Here is a 14,684-nt window from a genome sequence, read left to right as displayed (position 1 = left end):
AGTGACATGGTATGAAGCCGGCACCCTCGACCCCTAACCGAGATCCTGCGACCTTATTGACGCAGATGGTACAGCGTCTGCCGTTGCTGGATGTGCATTTTCGCCGTATCAGCCAGCTGATTTACCAGCGCGCCGGTATCGTGCTGGCAGAGCACAAACGCGAGATGGTTTACAACCGTTTGGTACGACGTCTGCGACTGTTGGGCCTGAACGATTTTGGCGACTATCTGGCGCTATTGGAAAGCGATCCGAACAGCGCCGAATGGCAGGCGTTTATCAACGCGCTGACCACCAACCTGACGGCTTTTTTCCGCGAAGCGCATCACTTCCCGATCCTGGCGGAGCATGCGCGATCGCGGCCTAACGGTTACTGCGTGTGGAGCACCGCGGCATCGACCGGTGAAGAACCTTACTCGATCGCCATCACGCTCAGTGAAGTGCTGGGGCAACGTGCCACCGGTTGCCAGGTGTGGGCCAGTGACATCGATACCCAGGTACTGGAAAAGGCCGAGGCGGGGGTTTATCGCCAGGAAGACTTGCGCACCTTGACGCCGACGCAGATGCAGCGTTATTTCCTGCGCGGCACTGGGCCGCATCAGGGGTTGGTGCGGGTGCGACCGGAACTGGCGGGGCGGGTGAATTTTCAGTCGCTCAATCTATTGGCACCCGAATGGGCACTGCCGGGGCAATTTGACGCCATTTTCTGCCGCAACGTGATGATCTATTTCGACAAGGCGACACAGGAGCGCATTCTGCGTCGCTTCGTGCCCTTGCTTAAACCTGGGGGGCTGATGTTTGCCGGCCACTCAGAGAACTTCAGCCAGATCAGCCGGGATTTCTACTTGCGTGGGCAGACCGTGTATGGGCTGACCAAGGAGAGGTAATGAATAAAATCAGAGTATTGTGCGTGGACGACTCGGCCCTGATGCGGCAGTTGATGACCGAAATTGTCAACAGCCACCCCGATATGGAGATGGTGGCGAGCGCGCCGGATCCGCTGGTCGCACGCGATCTGATCAAAAAATTTAACCCCCAGGTGCTGACGCTGGACGTCGAAATGCCGCGCATGGATGGCCTCGACTTCCTTGAGAAACTGATGCGTCTGCGGCCGATGCCGGTGGTGATGGTGTCATCACTGACGGGCAAGGGGTCAGAAATTACGCTGCGTGCGCTGGAGTTGGGGGCGGTGGATTTCGTCACCAAACCGCAGTTGGGTATTCGTGAGGGCATGCTGGCCTACAGCGAACTGATTGCCGAGAAAATCCGCACGGCGGCCAAGGCGCGGCTACCACAGCGCTCCACTAGCCCAGCCCCGGCGATACTCAGTCATACACCGCTGTTGAGCAGTGAAAAACTGATCGCCATCGGCGCCTCTACCGGCGGTACCGAAGCGATCCGCCAGGTGTTGCAGCCGCTACCGGCGACCAGCCCGGCGTTATTGATCACCCAGCATATGCCACCGGGCTTTACCCGTTCGTTTGCCGAACGGCTGAACAAGCTGTGCCAGATCACGGTGAAAGAGGCCGAAGACGGCGAACGCGTACTGCCGGGCCATGCCTATATCGCACCGGGCGATCGCCATCTGGAATTGTCACGCAGCGGGGCGAATTACCAGGTGAAACTGCACGATGGCCCACCGGTCAACCGGCACCGGCCTTCGGTGGACGTGCTGTTCCGCTCGGTCGCGCAGTACGCCGGACGCAATGCCGTGGGCGTGATCCTGACCGGCATGGGTAATGACGGCGCGATGGGCATGCTGGAAATGCATCGCGCCGGTGCTTATACCCTGGCGCAGAACGAAGCCAGCTGCGTGGTATTCGGTATGCCGCGCGAGGCGATTGCTACCGGTGGCGTCAACGAAGTGGTGGAGTTGGATCGCATGAGCCAACGCATGCTGGCGCAAATTTCCGGTGGTCAGGCACTACGTATTTGATTTTATGCCCTTTTTGACAGGGCTATCGCTAATGGCCGCCGCGAGGTGGCCGTTGTTTTGAATAATTAAAAGGTTGGGAATAAAAATGGCAGACAAGAGCCTCAAGTTTCTGGTGGTCGATGACTTTTCCACTATGCGTCGCATCGTCAGAAACTTGCTGAAAGAGTTGGGATTCAACAACGTTGAAGAAGCTGAGGACGGCGCTGACGCACTGAACAAACTGCGTGCCGGTGATTTTGACTTTGTGGTCTCCGACTGGAACATGCCGAACATGGACGGCCTGGAGCTGTTGCAAACCATTCGTGCCGACGGCGCGTTGGCGAGCATGCCGGTACTGATGGTCACGGCGGAAGCCAAGAAAGAAAACATTATCGCGGCGGCGCAGGCCGGTGCCAGCGGTTACGTGGTGAAACCTTTTACGGCGGCAACGCTGGAAGAAAAGCTCAACAAGATCTTTGAAAAACTGGGCATGTAAGGAGAGGGGCGATGAGAGACATTCCAATGCCTGCCAGCGATGCGGCAACCGCGGGAGAGATTATCTCCCGCATTGGCCAACTGACGCGCATGTTGCGCGACAGCATGCGCGAACTGGGGCTTGATCAGGCGATCGCCCAGGCGGCAGAGGCAATCCCGGATGCACGCGATCGTCTGGATTACGTGGTCACCATGACGGCGCAGGCAGCGGAACGGGCGTTGAACTGTGTGGAAGCCGCGCAGCCGCGTCAGGCGTCGCTGGAATCAGAAGCCAAGGCGTTAAAAGGCCGCTGGGACGACTGGTTCGCCGATCCGATCGAACTGGACGACGCGCGCGAGCTGGTCACAGACACCCGTCAATACCTGGAGCAGGTGCCGGAGCATACGGCATTCACCAATGCCCAGTTGCTGGAAATCATGATGGCGCAGGACTTCCAGGATCTGACCGGTCAGGTGATCAAACGCATGATGGACGTGGTGCAGGAGATTGAAAAACAGTTGCTGATGGTGCTGATGGAAAATATTCCTGAACAGCCGGCGAAAGAGAAAAAGCCGAACGACAGCCTGCTTAATGGCCCGCAGCTCGACCAGAACGGTGCCGGTGTGATCGCCAACCAGGCGCAGGTAGACGACCTGCTCGACAGCCTCGGTTTCTGATGTTCTCTGGGGCGCGGCTTTGCTGCGTCCCAGGTATCAGAAAGGGTCTTAACGTTTCCCCATTCACTCATCCCGCAAATAACCCGCCTTTTTCCCCGCTGTTCCATCAATGAAATCCGCGATTTTTTGGCATGCTGGCGGCAATTTTATTCCCTCCCGGCACAGGAAGCGCATCCGTGGCTGAAGACAGCGATCTGGAAAAGAGCGAGGCCCCCACACCCCACCGGGTGGAAAAGGCGCGTGAAGATGGCCAGATCCCGCGTTCGCGCGAGTTGACGTCGGTGTTGATGCTGGTGGCGGGCTTATCGATCATCTGGGTAGCCGGCGGCAATATGTCGCAACAGCTGGCGATGATGCTGACGCAGGGTCTGAATTTCGATCACAGCATGGTCAGCAATGATAAACAGATGCTGCGCCAGCTGGGGATGCTGTTACGCCAGGCGGTATGGGCGCTGTTGCCGGTGATGGCGGGGCTTACGCTGGTGGCCATCACCGCGCCGATGCTGTTGGGCGGCCTGCTGCTCAGCGGCAAATCGCTCAAGTTCGATTTAAAGCGTATGAATCCGCTGTCCGGTCTGAAACGGATCTTTTCCAGCCAGGTACTGGCAGAACTGCTGAAGGGTATCCTGAAGGCGACGTTGGTGGGCTGGGTCACCGGTTTATACCTGTGGCACAACTGGGCGGCGATGCTGCATCTGGTGACGCAACAGCCGCTCGACGCGCTGGCTAATGCGCTGCAGATGATCATCTTTTGCGGTTTGCTGGTGGTGCTGGCGCTAACGCCGATGGTGGCGTTTGACGTGTTTTATCAGCTTTGGAGCCACTTCAAAAAGTTGAAGATGACCAAGCAGGACATCCGCGACGAGTTCAAGGACCAGGAGGGCGATCCGCACGTTAAAGGGCGTATTCGCCAACAGCAGCGTGCCATAGCCCGGCGGCGCATGATGACCGACGTACCCAAGGCTGATGTTATCGTCACCAACCCAACCCATTACGCCGTCGCACTGCAGTACAACGACAAAAAAATGAGCGCGCCGAAGGTGCTGGCCAAGGGCGCCGGCGAAATTGCGCTGCGTATCCGCGAACTGGGTATGGAACACCGTATCCCGATGCTGGAGGCGCCGCCGCTGGCGCGTGCGCTGTATCGACACAGCGAGATTGGACAACACATTCCCGCCACCCTGTATGCCGCCGTGGCCGAAGTTCTGGCCTGGGTTTACCAGCTAAGACGCTGGCGGCGCGAAGGTGGGCTGATCCCGAAAAAACCTGAACGTTTACCGGTGCCGGAAGCACTGGATTTTGCTGGAGAAAGTGACACTAATGGCTAATTTGGCCGCCTTGCTTCGTTTGCCGGGCAGTTTTAAAGATACGCAGTGGCAGGTATTGGCCGGCCCGATACTGATTTTGATGATCCTGTCGATGATGGTGCTGCCGTTGCCGGCATTTATCCTCGATCTGTTGTTCACCTTCAATATTGCCTTGTCGATCATGGTGCTGCTGGTCGCGATGTTTACCCAGCGTACGCTGGAATTTGCCGCATTCCCCACCATCTTGCTGTTCTCGACCTTACTGCGTCTGTCGCTCAACGTAGCCTCGACGCGCATCATCCTGATGGAAGGGCATACCGGCTCCGCCGCGGCCGGGCGTGTGGTAGAAGCCTTCGGCCACTTCCTGGTGGGCGGTAACTTCGCCATTGGTATTGTGGTGTTTATCATTCTGGTGCTGATCAACTTTATGGTGATCACCAAGGGTGCCGGACGTATCGCCGAAGTAGGCGCGCGTTTTGTGCTGGACGGCATGCCGGGCAAGCAGATGGCGATCGATGCCGATCTCAACGCCGGTTTGATCGGTGAAGAAGAAGCGAAAAAACGCCGTTCTGAAGTCACGCAAGAGGCCGACTTCTACGGCTCGATGGACGGTGCCAGTAAGTTCGTTCGTGGCGATGCGGTCGCCGGCCTGATGATCATGATACTGAACGTGGTCGGGGGTCTGCTGGTCGGGGTGATCCAGCACGGGATGGAAGTGGGTACGGCGGCGGAAACCTATACCTTGCTGACTATCGGTGACGGTTTGGTGGCGCAGATCCCGGCGTTGGTTATTTCGACCGCGGCCGGCGTTATCGTGACCCGCGTGGCGACCGATCAGGACGTTGGCGAGCAAATGGTCGGCCAACTGTTCAACAATCCGCGCGTCATGTTGCTCAGTGCTGCAGTACTCGGCCTGCTTGGCATGGTGCCGGGGATGCCGAACCTGGTCTTCCTGCTGTTCACCGCCGCTCTGTTGGGATTGGCCTGGTGGCTGCGTGGGCGGGACCAGCAAGCCCCCAAAGAGCAGGAAACGCCGATAACGCAGGACAACCCGCAGGCGGTGGAAGCCAGTTGGTCTGACGTACAGTTGGAAGATCCGCTGGGGATGGAGGTCGGTTATCGATTGATCCCGATGGTGGATTTCCAGCAGAACGGCGAACTGCTTGGCCGTATCCGCGGTATCCGTAAAAAGTTCGCGCAGGAGATGGGTTACCTGCCGCCGGTGGTGCACATTCGCGACAACCTGGAATTGCCGCCTGCCAGTTACCGCATTCTGATGAAGGGGGTAGAAATCGGCAGCGGTGAAGCCCAACCGGGACGTTGGCTGGCGATTAACCCCGGCAACGCGGTGGGTGAATTGGCGGGGGATAAAACCACCGATCCGGCGTTTGGGCTGGAAGCGGTATGGATTGACAGTGCGCTGCGTGAGCAGGCACAGATCCAGGGTTTTACCGTGGTAGAAGCCAGCACCGTGGTAGCAACCCACCTGAATCATCTGATTGGTCAGTTCGCCAGCGAGCTGTTTGGTCGCCAGGAAACGCAGCAGCTGTTGGATCGTGTAGCGCAGGACATGCCGAAATTGACCGAAGATTTCGTGCCGGGCGTGGTGACGCTGACCACCTTGCACAAGGTGTTGCAGAACCTGCTGACTGAACGGGTTTCGATCCGAGATATGCGCACCATTATCGAAACTCTGGCGGAGCATGCACCGACACAAACCGACCCCTATGAACTGACGACCGTGGTGCGGGTCGCGTTGGGACGGGCCATCACCCAGCAGTGGTTCCCGGGCAACGGTGAAATTCAGGTCATTGGTCTGGACACCCAACTTGAGCGTCTGTTATTGCAGGCGTTGCAGGGCGGTGGCGGTCTGGAGCCAGGGTTGGCGGATCGTCTGCTGGAGCAGGCCAAACAGGCGTTGCAGCGTCAGGAAATGCTCAGTGCGCCACCGGTGTTACTGGTGAACCATGCGCTACGGGCCTTGCTGGCACGCTTCCTGCGTCGTAGCCTGCCGCAACTGGTGGTGCTGTCGAATCTGGAAATCAACGACGACCGTCAAATCCGCATGACCTCGACCATTGGGGCTGCATAATGAAATACAGCATGGCGGTAATCTGCCTGTTGGCTCCGCTGAGCTTGCAGGCGGCGTCCGGTTCCTGGGTAGCCGACAGCGTGGGTGCCACGCTGGAACAGGGCGGGGAGCGGGGAGAATCACCGGGGCTGCGTGCACCCAACGAGTTACCGAATGCCAATGCGCGTATTACCAGCGTCAGTTGGCGTTACCGGTTACTGGCCGCCGAACCGGCCGGTATGCAGGCGCAGCTTTGTACTTTGACCCGCTGTATTGCGCTGAGCGGCGGCAGCGGCAGCAGTACCGGGTTGCAGGGCGAACCGGCGAACGCCGAGCTGCGTTTTGTCTATTATGTGCAGGCGCGCGGCAGTTTGAACCCGCCGCTGCGGGTGATCAGTAATCAGGTGATTGTCAATTACCAGTAACGGTCTAGGCGAGGATCGCCAGACCGTTGCGGTCGACCAGCGAAAGTAGTTTCATTGCGGCAGAGTTGGGCACGGCTTCGCCACGTTCCCATTTTTGCACCGCCTTTTTGCTGACGTTCAGATGCAAGGCAAACACCGGCTGGCTGACGTTTTCACGCTCGCGCAGGGCACGGATGTCCGCTGGAGTATATTGTTTGACCGGGCGTAAGCACAGTATGTCGAAGGTGCGCATGGTGCCGGTATCGACAAATCCGGCCTGATACAGCTCCTGCACTTCCTGGTGGATTTCAGCAAGAATCTTGCTCATAGGTCAGTCTCCTCAACCTCTTGTCATTAACCAACTGATAAAGCCTGAAAGGCGAATAGTCCAGATAAAGCGCGGCAAGGCGCTTCAACGCCACTAATTCATCACTGGCAATGTTGTCCATTTCATTTTTGGCAAATCCCCGCATGAAAAAAAACCGGTCCTCATCTCGAAAGGCGATCAGCACCCGGTAACCGCCGCGTTTACCGGCGCCGGCACGGGCGACTCGTTTCTTATAAACGCAACTGCCCAAATTGGCATCGTACAGTTGGTTTTGTATTTCACGTGCAGCTTTGATCACCGTGGCGTCGCTAATACGTTCGTGAGTAGCGAATGCCTGGAATGTTTTGGTGAGGTAAATATCGGTCATTCACACTCCCTGTCAAACTATCCCCTTTATGGGTATAGATCAAGTGGTTTAAAAACCAACACAGGGTGGGGGAACGGGATGGGGGAGGACAGACGGAAATACCATGTATGTGTAGTGTTACTAAAACAAAATCAGGTGGCTGGATAAAGTGGCAATTGAAGTGCGAGTTGTCTCGCAATGAGGAAGGGACACCCGGCGAAACGGTGACATTACCGGGTGAGGTTTCGTTGATTTAAACGCCGATTTTACGCCCCAGCAGGCTGGCGTTACGCGACTGGCCATCCGGGCCGTACAGCGATTTGTTTTGCTTGCTCAGGATCGCCAGCGCCTGAGCGTTGTGATCGATCTGCTGATTGAGCAGCATGCCGTTATGCTGGTTTTTTTCCCGCAGCAATTGGCTGAGCGCCTGCACCCGTTGCCAGGCGTCTGCCAGACGTGGATGCGCGGAATAGGGGGCCTGTTGCCCCAACGCACTTTCCAACTGCAGCCGCTGTTGTTCCAGATAGTTTACCGTAGCCAGCAGTTGGCTCTTGGCGTCGGTAGCACGTTGCAATGCCACGCCTGGCAATTGGCCAGAGCACAGCAAATGATGTTCTTCCGTTAGCACCGTATCCAGCGCTTGCAGGGTTTCCAGCAGCTTATTAATCAGTTGCGCCAGATTTTCCATTACGATAAATCACCTTTCAAAGAGTTCCAGATGTTTAACCTGGCGGTCAAACCTTTGGCGATGGGTTGCCGTTCGACATCCACTGGGCATCGCCTTGCACGTCCTGCAGCAGTGCATCGGCAATTTTGCCGGCATCCATTTTCAGCTCGCCGTTGCGGATCGCCTGTTTAATGGCGTCCACCCGGTTCATATCAATATCCTGCGTCCCCGGTTGCATCAGGCGCGCTTGCGCATCGCTCAATTTTACCTGGGTGCCGCTGACGGCGCTTTCCGTCTGGGCGGCTTTACGTGGCTGAAGTTGATTCTCCGCCGGCGTCTCACGCGGTTGCACCGTGGGAACGGGTTGCAGCCGCTGGGTGCGATCGATACTCATGGTCAATCTCCATCAATGCCGTCACCTGGCAGGCAATGGCTGATACTTTTTGTGGCCCTGGCGGCCAGTAAGATACTGCTTATGATTTTATTATCGGCAAGATTTGATAAACCTTTACCTTTTTATAAGGTGATGCGAATAGCACCGTCGTCACCGACAATACCGTTAACAATTTGTCCGGAGGCCATGCGCACGCGGACGCTATCTTCTGTGGCGGCGTTGTTCATCGCCTTGCCAGATCCGCTGATGTTAAATCCGTCCCCCTGCGCAGTCACCTGCACGGCCTGACCGGCCTTGATCACCCAGGCGCGGCGCAGCATGGCCAGGGTCAGCGGCTGGCCGGGGCTGATATTGCGCAGGCTGACGGCACCCAGCGCCTTGCCGGCTTCAGACAGCGTACGGGGTGGCAGCGTGTCGAGTCGACCACTTTTCAATTTGATATCCGCCGCCGCCAGCTTGCTGCCGGCATTGACTGAGCGAGCCGACACCAGGTATTTGCCGATCACCTGAACCTGCGTCTGGATGAAACGCCGTTCCTGACCACAGCGCGCCGAAATACTGATGTTGCCCCAACGGCGGGCACTGGAGGCGAGAGACAGCTGCGGAAATTCGCACGCTGGCCACAGGGCCACAGGCGTGCGCACCAGCACTTTAACCTGTACCGGACTGCCGCTGAACTGGCTGGTGACGAAGCTTTCAATCTGCGCCGCCAGATCCTCGGCCCGTGCGTTCAGGCTGCACAGCAGCGCTGCCAACAGCAGCATTTTACCTTTCATCTTCGCTTCCACCACAACCATCAGGATACGCGTAAGTGTACCCGGACTGCGTTCAGGCTAAGCAGATAAATAGCGACGCATTTTGCTCTTATTCCCACGATAGGCTGGTAGAAGAGGCGTTTATGCTGTCGGCTCCAAATTCTAACCTCGCGGAGGGAGCATGATCGACAAACTGGACGCTGCTCTGCGCTTTGGTCAAGAGGCGCTGAACCTGCGCGCCCAGCGGCAGGAAATTCTGGCCGCCAACATCGCCAACGCAGACACTCCGGGCTATCAGGCGCGGGACATAGATTTCGCCAGCCAATTGAACAAGGTGATGGAACAGGGCCGTGTCAGCGGCAGTGGCATTGCGCTGAACATGACGTCCGCACGCCACATTCCAGCGCAGAACATGCAGCCGCCACAGCTCGACTTGCTGTTCCGCGTGCCGGATCAACCGTCCATGGACGGTAATACGGTGGACATGGATCGCGAACGCACCAACTTCGCCGATAACAGCCTGAAATATCAGACCGACCTGACGCTGCTCAACGGTCAGATCAAAGGGATGATGTCAGTGTTACAACAAGGATAAGGCGCATGTCGCTACTGAATATTTTTGATATCTCCGGCTCGGCGCTGTCCGCCCAGTCGCAACGCCTGAACGTCAGCGCCAGCAACATGGCCAACGCCGACAGCGTCACCGGCCCGGACGGCCAGCCCTATCGCGCCAAACAGGTGGTGTTTGAAGTCGCCGCCGCCCCCGGCCAGCCAACCGGCGGTGTACGCGTAGCGCAGGTGGTAGATGACCCCGCACCGGAGCGTCTGGTTTACCAACCGGGCAACCCGCTGGCAGACGGCAAAGGCTATGTCCGTATGCCGAACGTGGATGTGGTGGGGGAGATGGTCAATACCATTTCCGCCTCCCGCAGCTATCAGGCCAACGTCGAGGTGCTCAACACCACCAAGTCGATGATGATGAAAACCCTGACGCTGGGTCAATAACCGGAGCTTGCCATGGCCATTGCCGCAACAACCAATGAATCGCTGGATAACAGCATCATCGGCGCTGACGCCAAAAATAACACCAGCCAGGATCTGAACAACAGCTTCCTGACGCTGCTGGTGGCGCAGTTGAAGAATCAGGATCCGACCAACCCGATGCAGAACAATGAGCTGACCAGCCAATTGGCGCAGATCAACACCGTTCAGGGCATCGAGAAACTCAATACCACGCTGGGCTCTATTTCCGGCCAGATCAACAGCAATCAGTCATTGCAGGCCAGTGCCCTGATCGGTCACGGCGTGATGGTCCCCGGCAGTAATATCCTGGCCGGCAGCAAAGACGGCAAGGTCAGCACCACGCCGTTTGGTCTGGAACTGGAGCGTGCGGCCGACTCGGTGACCGCCACCATTACCGACGCCACCGGCAAAGCGGTACGCACTATCGAACTCGGTGGTTTGACCGCCGGGGTGCATTCGTTTAGCTGGGACGGTTCGATGACGGACGGCACCGCTGCACCCGACGGAGCCTACAGCTTCACCATCAACGCCAAGGGCAACGGTGAGCAGTTGGTGGCGCGCAGCCTGCACTTTGGCATGGTCAACGGCGTTATCCGCGACGCGAACGGCGCGAAGCTGGATCTGGGCCTGGCGGGGAGCACCACGCTGGAAGAAGTCCGCCAAATTCTTTAATTCGATTTTTTATTTCACCCATTCACAGGGCGTTATCGGACGATAGCCTAAACATTATTCGGAGAATGACATGGCCTTTTCTCAGGCAGTAAGCGGCTTGAACGCAGCAGCAACCAATCTGGACGTGATCGGTAACAACATCGCTAACTCCGCCACTTCCGGTTTTAAATCAGGCACCGTTTCCTTTGCCGACATGTTTGCCGGTTCGCAGGTAGGGCTGGGCGTCAAGGTTGCGGGTATCACCCAGAACTTTAAGGGCGGCACCACCACCGGGACCAGTCGTGCGCTGGACGTGGCAATTTCCGGCAACGGTTTTTTCCGCATGCAGGACCAGGACGGTGGCGTGTTCTACAGCCGTAACGGCCAGTTCAAGCTGGATGAAAACCGCAACCTGACCAACATGCAGGGCCTGCAGTTGACCGGTTATCCGGCTGCCGGTACGCCGCCGACCATTCAGCAGGGCGCCAACCCGGTGCCGCTCAGCATTCCTGAAGGCATGATGAACGCCAAGGCGTCCACCTCCGGCACCATGGTAACCAACCTGAAATCCACCCATAAGGTACCGGACAACAAGACCTTCGATCCGACCAAGCAGGATTCTTATAACTACGTCAACACCATCACTGCCTACGACTCGTTGGGTAATGCCCATAACATCAATGCCTACTTCGTGAAGACTGACGAAAACAAGTGGCAGGTGTATACCCAGGATGGCTCCGCAGCACCTGTCGATGCCGGCACCATGACCTTCGATACCAGCGGCAACCTGACCGGTACCACCAGTAAACAAGGCACCGCCGCCGAGTTCAGCATGCTGATCCCTATGTCCGCCAAAGACGGTGCTCCGGCGCAGAACCTCAGCCTGAGCTTTGCCAAGAGCATGCAACAGAGCGTCAGCGCCGACTCGGTCAGCAAGGTGTCGCAAGACGGCTATGGCGCCGGTGAGTACACCAATTTCCAGATTAACAACGACGGTACGGTGGTGGGCATCTATTCCAACCAGCAGACTCAGGTGCTGGGGCAGATTGTGATGGCCAACTTCTCCAACCCGGAAGGCCTGTCCTCGCAGGGCGATAACGTCTGGCAGGAAACCGGTGCATCGGGCCAGCCGCGTGTGGGTATTGCGGGTGGCGGTGGTTTTGGCAAGTTGACCAGCGGCGCGCTGGAAGCCTCCAACGTCGATCTGAGCCAGGAGTTGGTGAATATGATCGTCGCCCAGCGTAACTACCAGTCGAACGCCCAGACCATTAAAACGCAGGACTCGATCCTGCAAACGCTGGTCAGCCTGCGCTAATAGGATTGATTTATGGATCACGCGATTTATACCGCGATGGGTGCGGCGCGGCAGACGCTGGAGCAGCAATCGGTGACGGCCAACAACCTGGCTAATGCCTCGACGCCGGGGTTTCGTGCTCAGCTTTCGGCGCTGCGTGCGGTGCCGGTAGACGGACCAAGCCTGCCGACGCGCACGCTGGTTACCGCGTCAACGCCGGGTGCCGACATGAGCCAGGGGGCGCTGAACTATACCGCGCGCCCGCTGGACGTGGCGTTGCAGCAGGACGGTTTTTTGGCGGTCAGCCTGCCGGACGGCACTGAAGCCTACACCCGCAACGGCAATCTTCAGATTTCCTCCACCGGGCAACTGACGGTGCAGGGTCGGCCGGTGATGGGCGATGGCGGGCCGATTGAGGTACCGCCGTCGGCAGAGATCACCATTGCCGCCGACGGTACTATTTCGGCACTGAATGCTGGCGATCCGCCGAATACCCTCGCACAGATTGGTCGGCTGAAACTGGTCAAGGCCGACGCGCGCGAAGTGATGCGCGGCGATGACGGTCTGTTCCGTCTGACGCCGGAAACCCAGCAGCAGCGTGGTAATCAGTTACCGAACGATCCTTTGGTACGGGTCATGCCGGGGGTGCTGGAAGGCAGCAACGTCAAGCCGATGGAAACCATGGTTGACATGATCGCCAACGCCCGCCGCTTTGAAATGCAGATGAAGGTCATCCACAGCGTGGATGAAAATGAACAACGCGCCAACTCGTTGTTATCAATGAGTTAAGCTGCAAGGAAATAACCCATGATCCCATCTTTATGGATTGCCAAAACCGGTCTGGATGCGCAGCAGACCAACATGGACGTGATTGCCAACAACCTGGCCAACGTCAGCACCAACGGCTTCAAACGCCAACGCGCGGTATTTGAAGATCTGCTGTATCAGACCATGCGCCAGCCGGGGGCGCAGTCCTCCGAGCAGACAACGCTGCCGTCCGGTTTGCAGATTGGTACCGGTGTACGTCCGGTGGCAACCGAGCGCCTGCACAGCCAGGGCAATCTGTCGCAGACCAATAACAGCAAAGACATCGCCATCAAGGGGCAAGGCTTTTTCCAGGTGATGATGCCGGACGGCACCCTGGCCTACACCCGCGACGGCTCGTTCCAGCGAGATCAGAACGGCCAATTGGTGACCGCCAGCGGCTTCCAGGTGCAGCCGGCAATCATCATTCCGGCCAATGCTCTGAGCATCACCGTAGGCCGCGACGGCATTGTCAGCGTTACCCAGCAAGGCCAGACCGCGGCCCAGCAGGTGGGCCAGCTGACGTTGACCACTTTTATCAACGACAGCGGCCTGGAAAGCATGGGCGAGAATCTGTACCAGGAGACCGAGAGCTCAGGCGCGCCGAACGAGAGTACGCCAGGGTTAAACGGGGCCGGTCTGCTGTATCAGGGCTATGTGGAAACCTCCAACGTCAACGTGGCGGAAGAGCTGGTTAATATGATCCAGACCCAGCGTGCTTATGAGATCAACAGCAAAGCGGTATCGACTTCCGATCAGATGCTGCAAAAACTGACGCAACTGTAATTGACGGGCGCGGTTGCGCCCGTCAGACAGCTAACAAACCTCAAGATTTTGTGAAACAAAGGCGATACCCGTGGTAACCACAACTCTGATGGCAAACGTGCCGCCGCAAGGCAAACGCTGGTTGGCGGCGATGGTGATGCTGACGCTGGGCGGCTGTGCTTATATTCCGCATAAACCGCTGGTGGATGGCACGACCACGGCGCAACCGGCTCCGGCGGGCGCACCGGTACCCAATGGCTCGATTTTCCAGACGGTACAACCGATGAACTACGGCTATCAGCCTCTGTTTGAAGACCGCCGCCCGCGTAACGTTGGTGACACCCTGACCATCGCGCTGCAGGAAAACGTCAGCGCCAGCAAAAGCTCTTCCGCCAATGCCAGCCGCAATGGTGCCAGCAAGTTTGGCGTTGCCACTGCACCGCGCTATCTCGATGGCCTGCTGGGCAATGCGCGTGCCGACATGGAGATGTCCGGCGACAGCACCTTCGGCGGCAAGGGCGGAGCCAATGCCAACAATACCTTCAATGGCACCATTACCGTCACGGTCAATCAGGTGTTGGTTAACGGCAACCTGCACGTAGTGGGTGAAAAACAGATCGCCATCAATCAGGGCACCGAGTTCATTCGTTTCTCCGGGGTAGTGAATCCACGCACCATCAGCGGCAGTAACTCGGTCACTTCCACTCAGGTGGCAGATGCGCGCATTGAATACGTCGGCAACGGCTATATCAACGAGGCGCAGACCATGGGTTGGTTGCAACGCTTCTTCTTAAATGTCTCACCGTTCTAA

General features: G+C 57.7%; 19 protein-coding genes. 14 read left to right on the top strand and 5 right to left on the bottom strand.

Annotation, left to right across the window (positions count from 1 at the left end):
• The first annotated feature begins 11 nt into the window (after positions 1 to 11).
• From cheR to FCL49_RS10735, 7 genes are all read left to right on the top strand, one after another.
• A complete protein-coding gene (gene cheR, locus FCL49_RS10765) occupies positions 12 to 884 on the top strand; it encodes a protein-glutamate O-methyltransferase CheR (protein ID WP_026142427.1) in 873 nt (290 codons plus the stop codon).
• Complete coding sequence (locus FCL49_RS10760; protein ID WP_174353586.1) at positions 884 to 1,933, top strand: protein-glutamate methylesterase/protein-glutamine glutaminase; 1,050 nt, start codon at positions 884 to 886, stop codon at positions 1,931 to 1,933. Before cheR ends, FCL49_RS10760 begins: the two co-directional genes overlap by 1 nt.
• Positions 1,934 to 2,018: 85 nt before the next feature.
• Entirely contained in the window at positions 2,019 to 2,408 is a 390-nt protein-coding gene (gene cheY, locus FCL49_RS10755) for a chemotaxis response regulator CheY (protein WP_012145701.1), read from the top strand.
• A gap of 11 nt (positions 2,409 to 2,419) precedes the next feature.
• Positions 2,420 to 3,064, top strand: a complete 645-nt coding sequence (gene cheZ, locus FCL49_RS10750) for a protein phosphatase CheZ (protein WP_153859936.1) — start codon at positions 2,420 to 2,422, stop codon at positions 3,062 to 3,064.
• A 176-nt stretch (positions 3,065 to 3,240) separates the two neighbouring features.
• A complete protein-coding gene (flhB, locus tag FCL49_RS10745) occupies positions 3,241 to 4,392 on the top strand; it encodes a flagellar biosynthesis protein FlhB (protein WP_174353585.1) in 1,152 nt (383 codons plus the stop codon).
• Positions 4,385 to 6,463 carry a flagellar biosynthesis protein FlhA gene (gene flhA / locus FCL49_RS10740; RefSeq protein ID WP_174353584.1) on the top strand — a complete coding sequence of 693 codons (2,079 nt, stop codon included), beginning with the start codon at positions 4,385 to 4,387 and terminating at the stop codon, positions 6,461 to 6,463. The genes flhB and flhA overlap by 8 nt, the downstream gene beginning before the upstream one ends.
• On the top strand, positions 6,463 to 6,867 hold the full coding sequence (locus FCL49_RS10735) for a flagellar protein FlhE (RefSeq protein ID WP_174353583.1): 405 nt from the start codon (positions 6,463 to 6,465) through the stop codon (positions 6,865 to 6,867). Before flhA ends, FCL49_RS10735 begins: the two co-directional genes overlap by 1 nt.
• A 4-nt stretch (positions 6,868 to 6,871) precedes the next feature.
• On the opposite strand, the gene FCL49_RS10730 is transcribed toward FCL49_RS10735, so the two are convergent.
• The 5 genes from FCL49_RS10730 to flgA all read right to left on the bottom strand — a co-directional run bounded on the left by FCL49_RS10730 (position 6,872) and on the right by flgA (position 9,357).
• A complete protein-coding gene (locus FCL49_RS10730; RefSeq protein WP_174353582.1) occupies positions 6,872 to 7,174 on the bottom strand; it encodes a helix-turn-helix domain-containing protein in 303 nt (100 codons plus the stop codon).
• Entirely contained in the window at positions 7,155 to 7,541 is a 387-nt protein-coding gene (locus FCL49_RS10725; RefSeq protein ID WP_174353581.1) for a type II toxin-antitoxin system RelE/ParE family toxin, read from the bottom strand. The genes FCL49_RS10730 and FCL49_RS10725 overlap by 20 nt, the downstream gene beginning before the upstream one ends.
• Positions 7,542 to 7,773: 232 nt before the next feature.
• Positions 7,774 to 8,208, bottom strand: a complete 435-nt coding sequence (locus tag FCL49_RS10720; protein WP_174353580.1) for a flagella synthesis protein FlgN — start codon at positions 8,206 to 8,208, stop codon at positions 7,774 to 7,776.
• Positions 8,209 to 8,254: 46 nt separating this feature from the next.
• Positions 8,255 to 8,581 carry a flagellar biosynthesis anti-sigma factor FlgM gene (gene flgM / locus FCL49_RS10715; protein WP_174353579.1) on the bottom strand — a complete coding sequence of 109 codons (327 nt, stop codon included), beginning with the start codon at positions 8,579 to 8,581 and terminating at the stop codon, positions 8,255 to 8,257.
• A 122-nt stretch (positions 8,582 to 8,703) separates the two neighbouring features.
• Positions 8,704 to 9,357 (bottom strand): flagellar basal body P-ring formation chaperone FlgA, encoded by a 654-nt coding sequence (flgA, locus tag FCL49_RS10710; protein WP_174353578.1) that lies wholly within the window; start codon positions 9,355 to 9,357, stop codon positions 8,704 to 8,706.
• A 160-nt stretch (positions 9,358 to 9,517) separates the two neighbouring features.
• Between flgA and flgB the strand changes: the two genes are divergently transcribed.
• The 7 genes from flgB to flgH all read left to right on the top strand — a co-directional run bounded on the left by flgB (position 9,518) and on the right by flgH (position 14,684).
• Entirely contained in the window at positions 9,518 to 9,931 is a 414-nt protein-coding gene (flgB, locus tag FCL49_RS10705; RefSeq protein WP_174353577.1) for a flagellar basal body rod protein FlgB, read from the top strand.
• Between the two features lie 5 nt (positions 9,932 to 9,936).
• Positions 9,937 to 10,341 carry a flagellar basal body rod protein FlgC gene (flgC, locus tag FCL49_RS10700; protein WP_174353576.1) on the top strand — a complete coding sequence of 135 codons (405 nt, stop codon included), beginning with the start codon at positions 9,937 to 9,939 and terminating at the stop codon, positions 10,339 to 10,341.
• Positions 10,342 to 10,353: 12 nt separating this feature from the next.
• Positions 10,354 to 11,031, top strand: coding sequence for a flagellar hook assembly protein FlgD (flgD, locus tag FCL49_RS10695; RefSeq protein WP_174353575.1), 678 nt, complete (start codon positions 10,354 to 10,356; stop codon positions 11,029 to 11,031).
• 70 nt (positions 11,032 to 11,101) lie between these two features.
• Complete coding sequence (gene flgE, locus FCL49_RS10690; protein ID WP_174353574.1) at positions 11,102 to 12,325, top strand: flagellar hook protein FlgE; 1,224 nt, start codon at positions 11,102 to 11,104, stop codon at positions 12,323 to 12,325.
• A gap of 12 nt (positions 12,326 to 12,337) precedes the next feature.
• Positions 12,338 to 13,093, top strand: a complete 756-nt coding sequence (locus FCL49_RS10685; RefSeq protein WP_135317030.1) for a flagellar basal body rod protein FlgF — start codon at positions 12,338 to 12,340, stop codon at positions 13,091 to 13,093.
• A gap of 18 nt (positions 13,094 to 13,111) precedes the next feature.
• Positions 13,112 to 13,894 (top strand): flagellar basal-body rod protein FlgG, encoded by a 783-nt coding sequence (flgG, locus tag FCL49_RS10680; protein WP_012145687.1) that lies wholly within the window; start codon positions 13,112 to 13,114, stop codon positions 13,892 to 13,894.
• Between the two features lie 88 nt (positions 13,895 to 13,982).
• Positions 13,983 to 14,684, top strand: coding sequence for a flagellar basal body L-ring protein FlgH (gene flgH, locus FCL49_RS10675; protein WP_012145686.1), 702 nt, complete (start codon positions 13,983 to 13,985; stop codon positions 14,682 to 14,684).

The sequence above is a fragment of the Serratia proteamaculans genome (genome assembly GCF_013337185.1).
GTDB lineage: Bacteria > Pseudomonadota > Gammaproteobacteria > Enterobacterales > Enterobacteriaceae > Serratia > Serratia proteamaculans_D.
This window is presented reverse-complemented; position numbering and strand designations above follow the sequence as displayed.

Coding starts and splice junctions, on each gene's coding strand:
- flgA (WP_174353578.1), bottom strand. CDS start 9,357: ATGAAAGGTAAAATGCTGCTGTTGGCAGCGCTGCTGTGCAGCCTGAAC.
- flgC (WP_174353576.1), top strand. CDS start 9,937: ATGTCGCTACTGAATATTTTTGATATCTCCGGCTCGGCGCTGTCCGCC.
- flgD (WP_174353575.1), top strand. CDS start 10,354: ATGGCCATTGCCGCAACAACCAATGAATCGCTGGATAACAGCATCATC.
- FCL49_RS10685 (WP_135317030.1), top strand. CDS start 12,338: ATGGATCACGCGATTTATACCGCGATGGGTGCGGCGCGGCAGACGCTG.
- flgE (WP_174353574.1), top strand. CDS start 11,102: ATGGCCTTTTCTCAGGCAGTAAGCGGCTTGAACGCAGCAGCAACCAAT.
- flgG (WP_012145687.1), top strand. CDS start 13,112: ATGATCCCATCTTTATGGATTGCCAAAACCGGTCTGGATGCGCAGCAG.
- flgM (WP_174353579.1), bottom strand. CDS start 8,581: ATGAGTATCGATCGCACCCAGCGGCTGCAACCCGTTCCCACGGTGCAA.
- cheR (WP_026142427.1), top strand. CDS start 12: ATGAAGCCGGCACCCTCGACCCCTAACCGAGATCCTGCGACCTTATTG.
- flhA (WP_174353584.1), top strand. CDS start 4,385: ATGGCTAATTTGGCCGCCTTGCTTCGTTTGCCGGGCAGTTTTAAAGAT.
- FCL49_RS10720 (WP_174353580.1), bottom strand. CDS start 8,208: ATGGAAAATCTGGCGCAACTGATTAATAAGCTGCTGGAAACCCTGCAA.
- FCL49_RS10730 (WP_174353582.1), bottom strand. CDS start 7,174: ATGAGCAAGATTCTTGCTGAAATCCACCAGGAAGTGCAGGAGCTGTAT.
- cheZ (WP_153859936.1), top strand. CDS start 2,420: ATGAGAGACATTCCAATGCCTGCCAGCGATGCGGCAACCGCGGGAGAG.
- FCL49_RS10760 (WP_174353586.1), top strand. CDS start 884: ATGAATAAAATCAGAGTATTGTGCGTGGACGACTCGGCCCTGATGCGG.
- cheY (WP_012145701.1), top strand. CDS start 2,019: ATGGCAGACAAGAGCCTCAAGTTTCTGGTGGTCGATGACTTTTCCACT.
- flgH (WP_012145686.1), top strand. CDS start 13,983: ATGGCAAACGTGCCGCCGCAAGGCAAACGCTGGTTGGCGGCGATGGTG.
- FCL49_RS10725 (WP_174353581.1), bottom strand. CDS start 7,541: ATGACCGATATTTACCTCACCAAAACATTCCAGGCATTCGCTACTCAC.
- FCL49_RS10735 (WP_174353583.1), top strand. CDS start 6,463: ATGAAATACAGCATGGCGGTAATCTGCCTGTTGGCTCCGCTGAGCTTG.
- flgB (WP_174353577.1), top strand. CDS start 9,518: ATGATCGACAAACTGGACGCTGCTCTGCGCTTTGGTCAAGAGGCGCTG.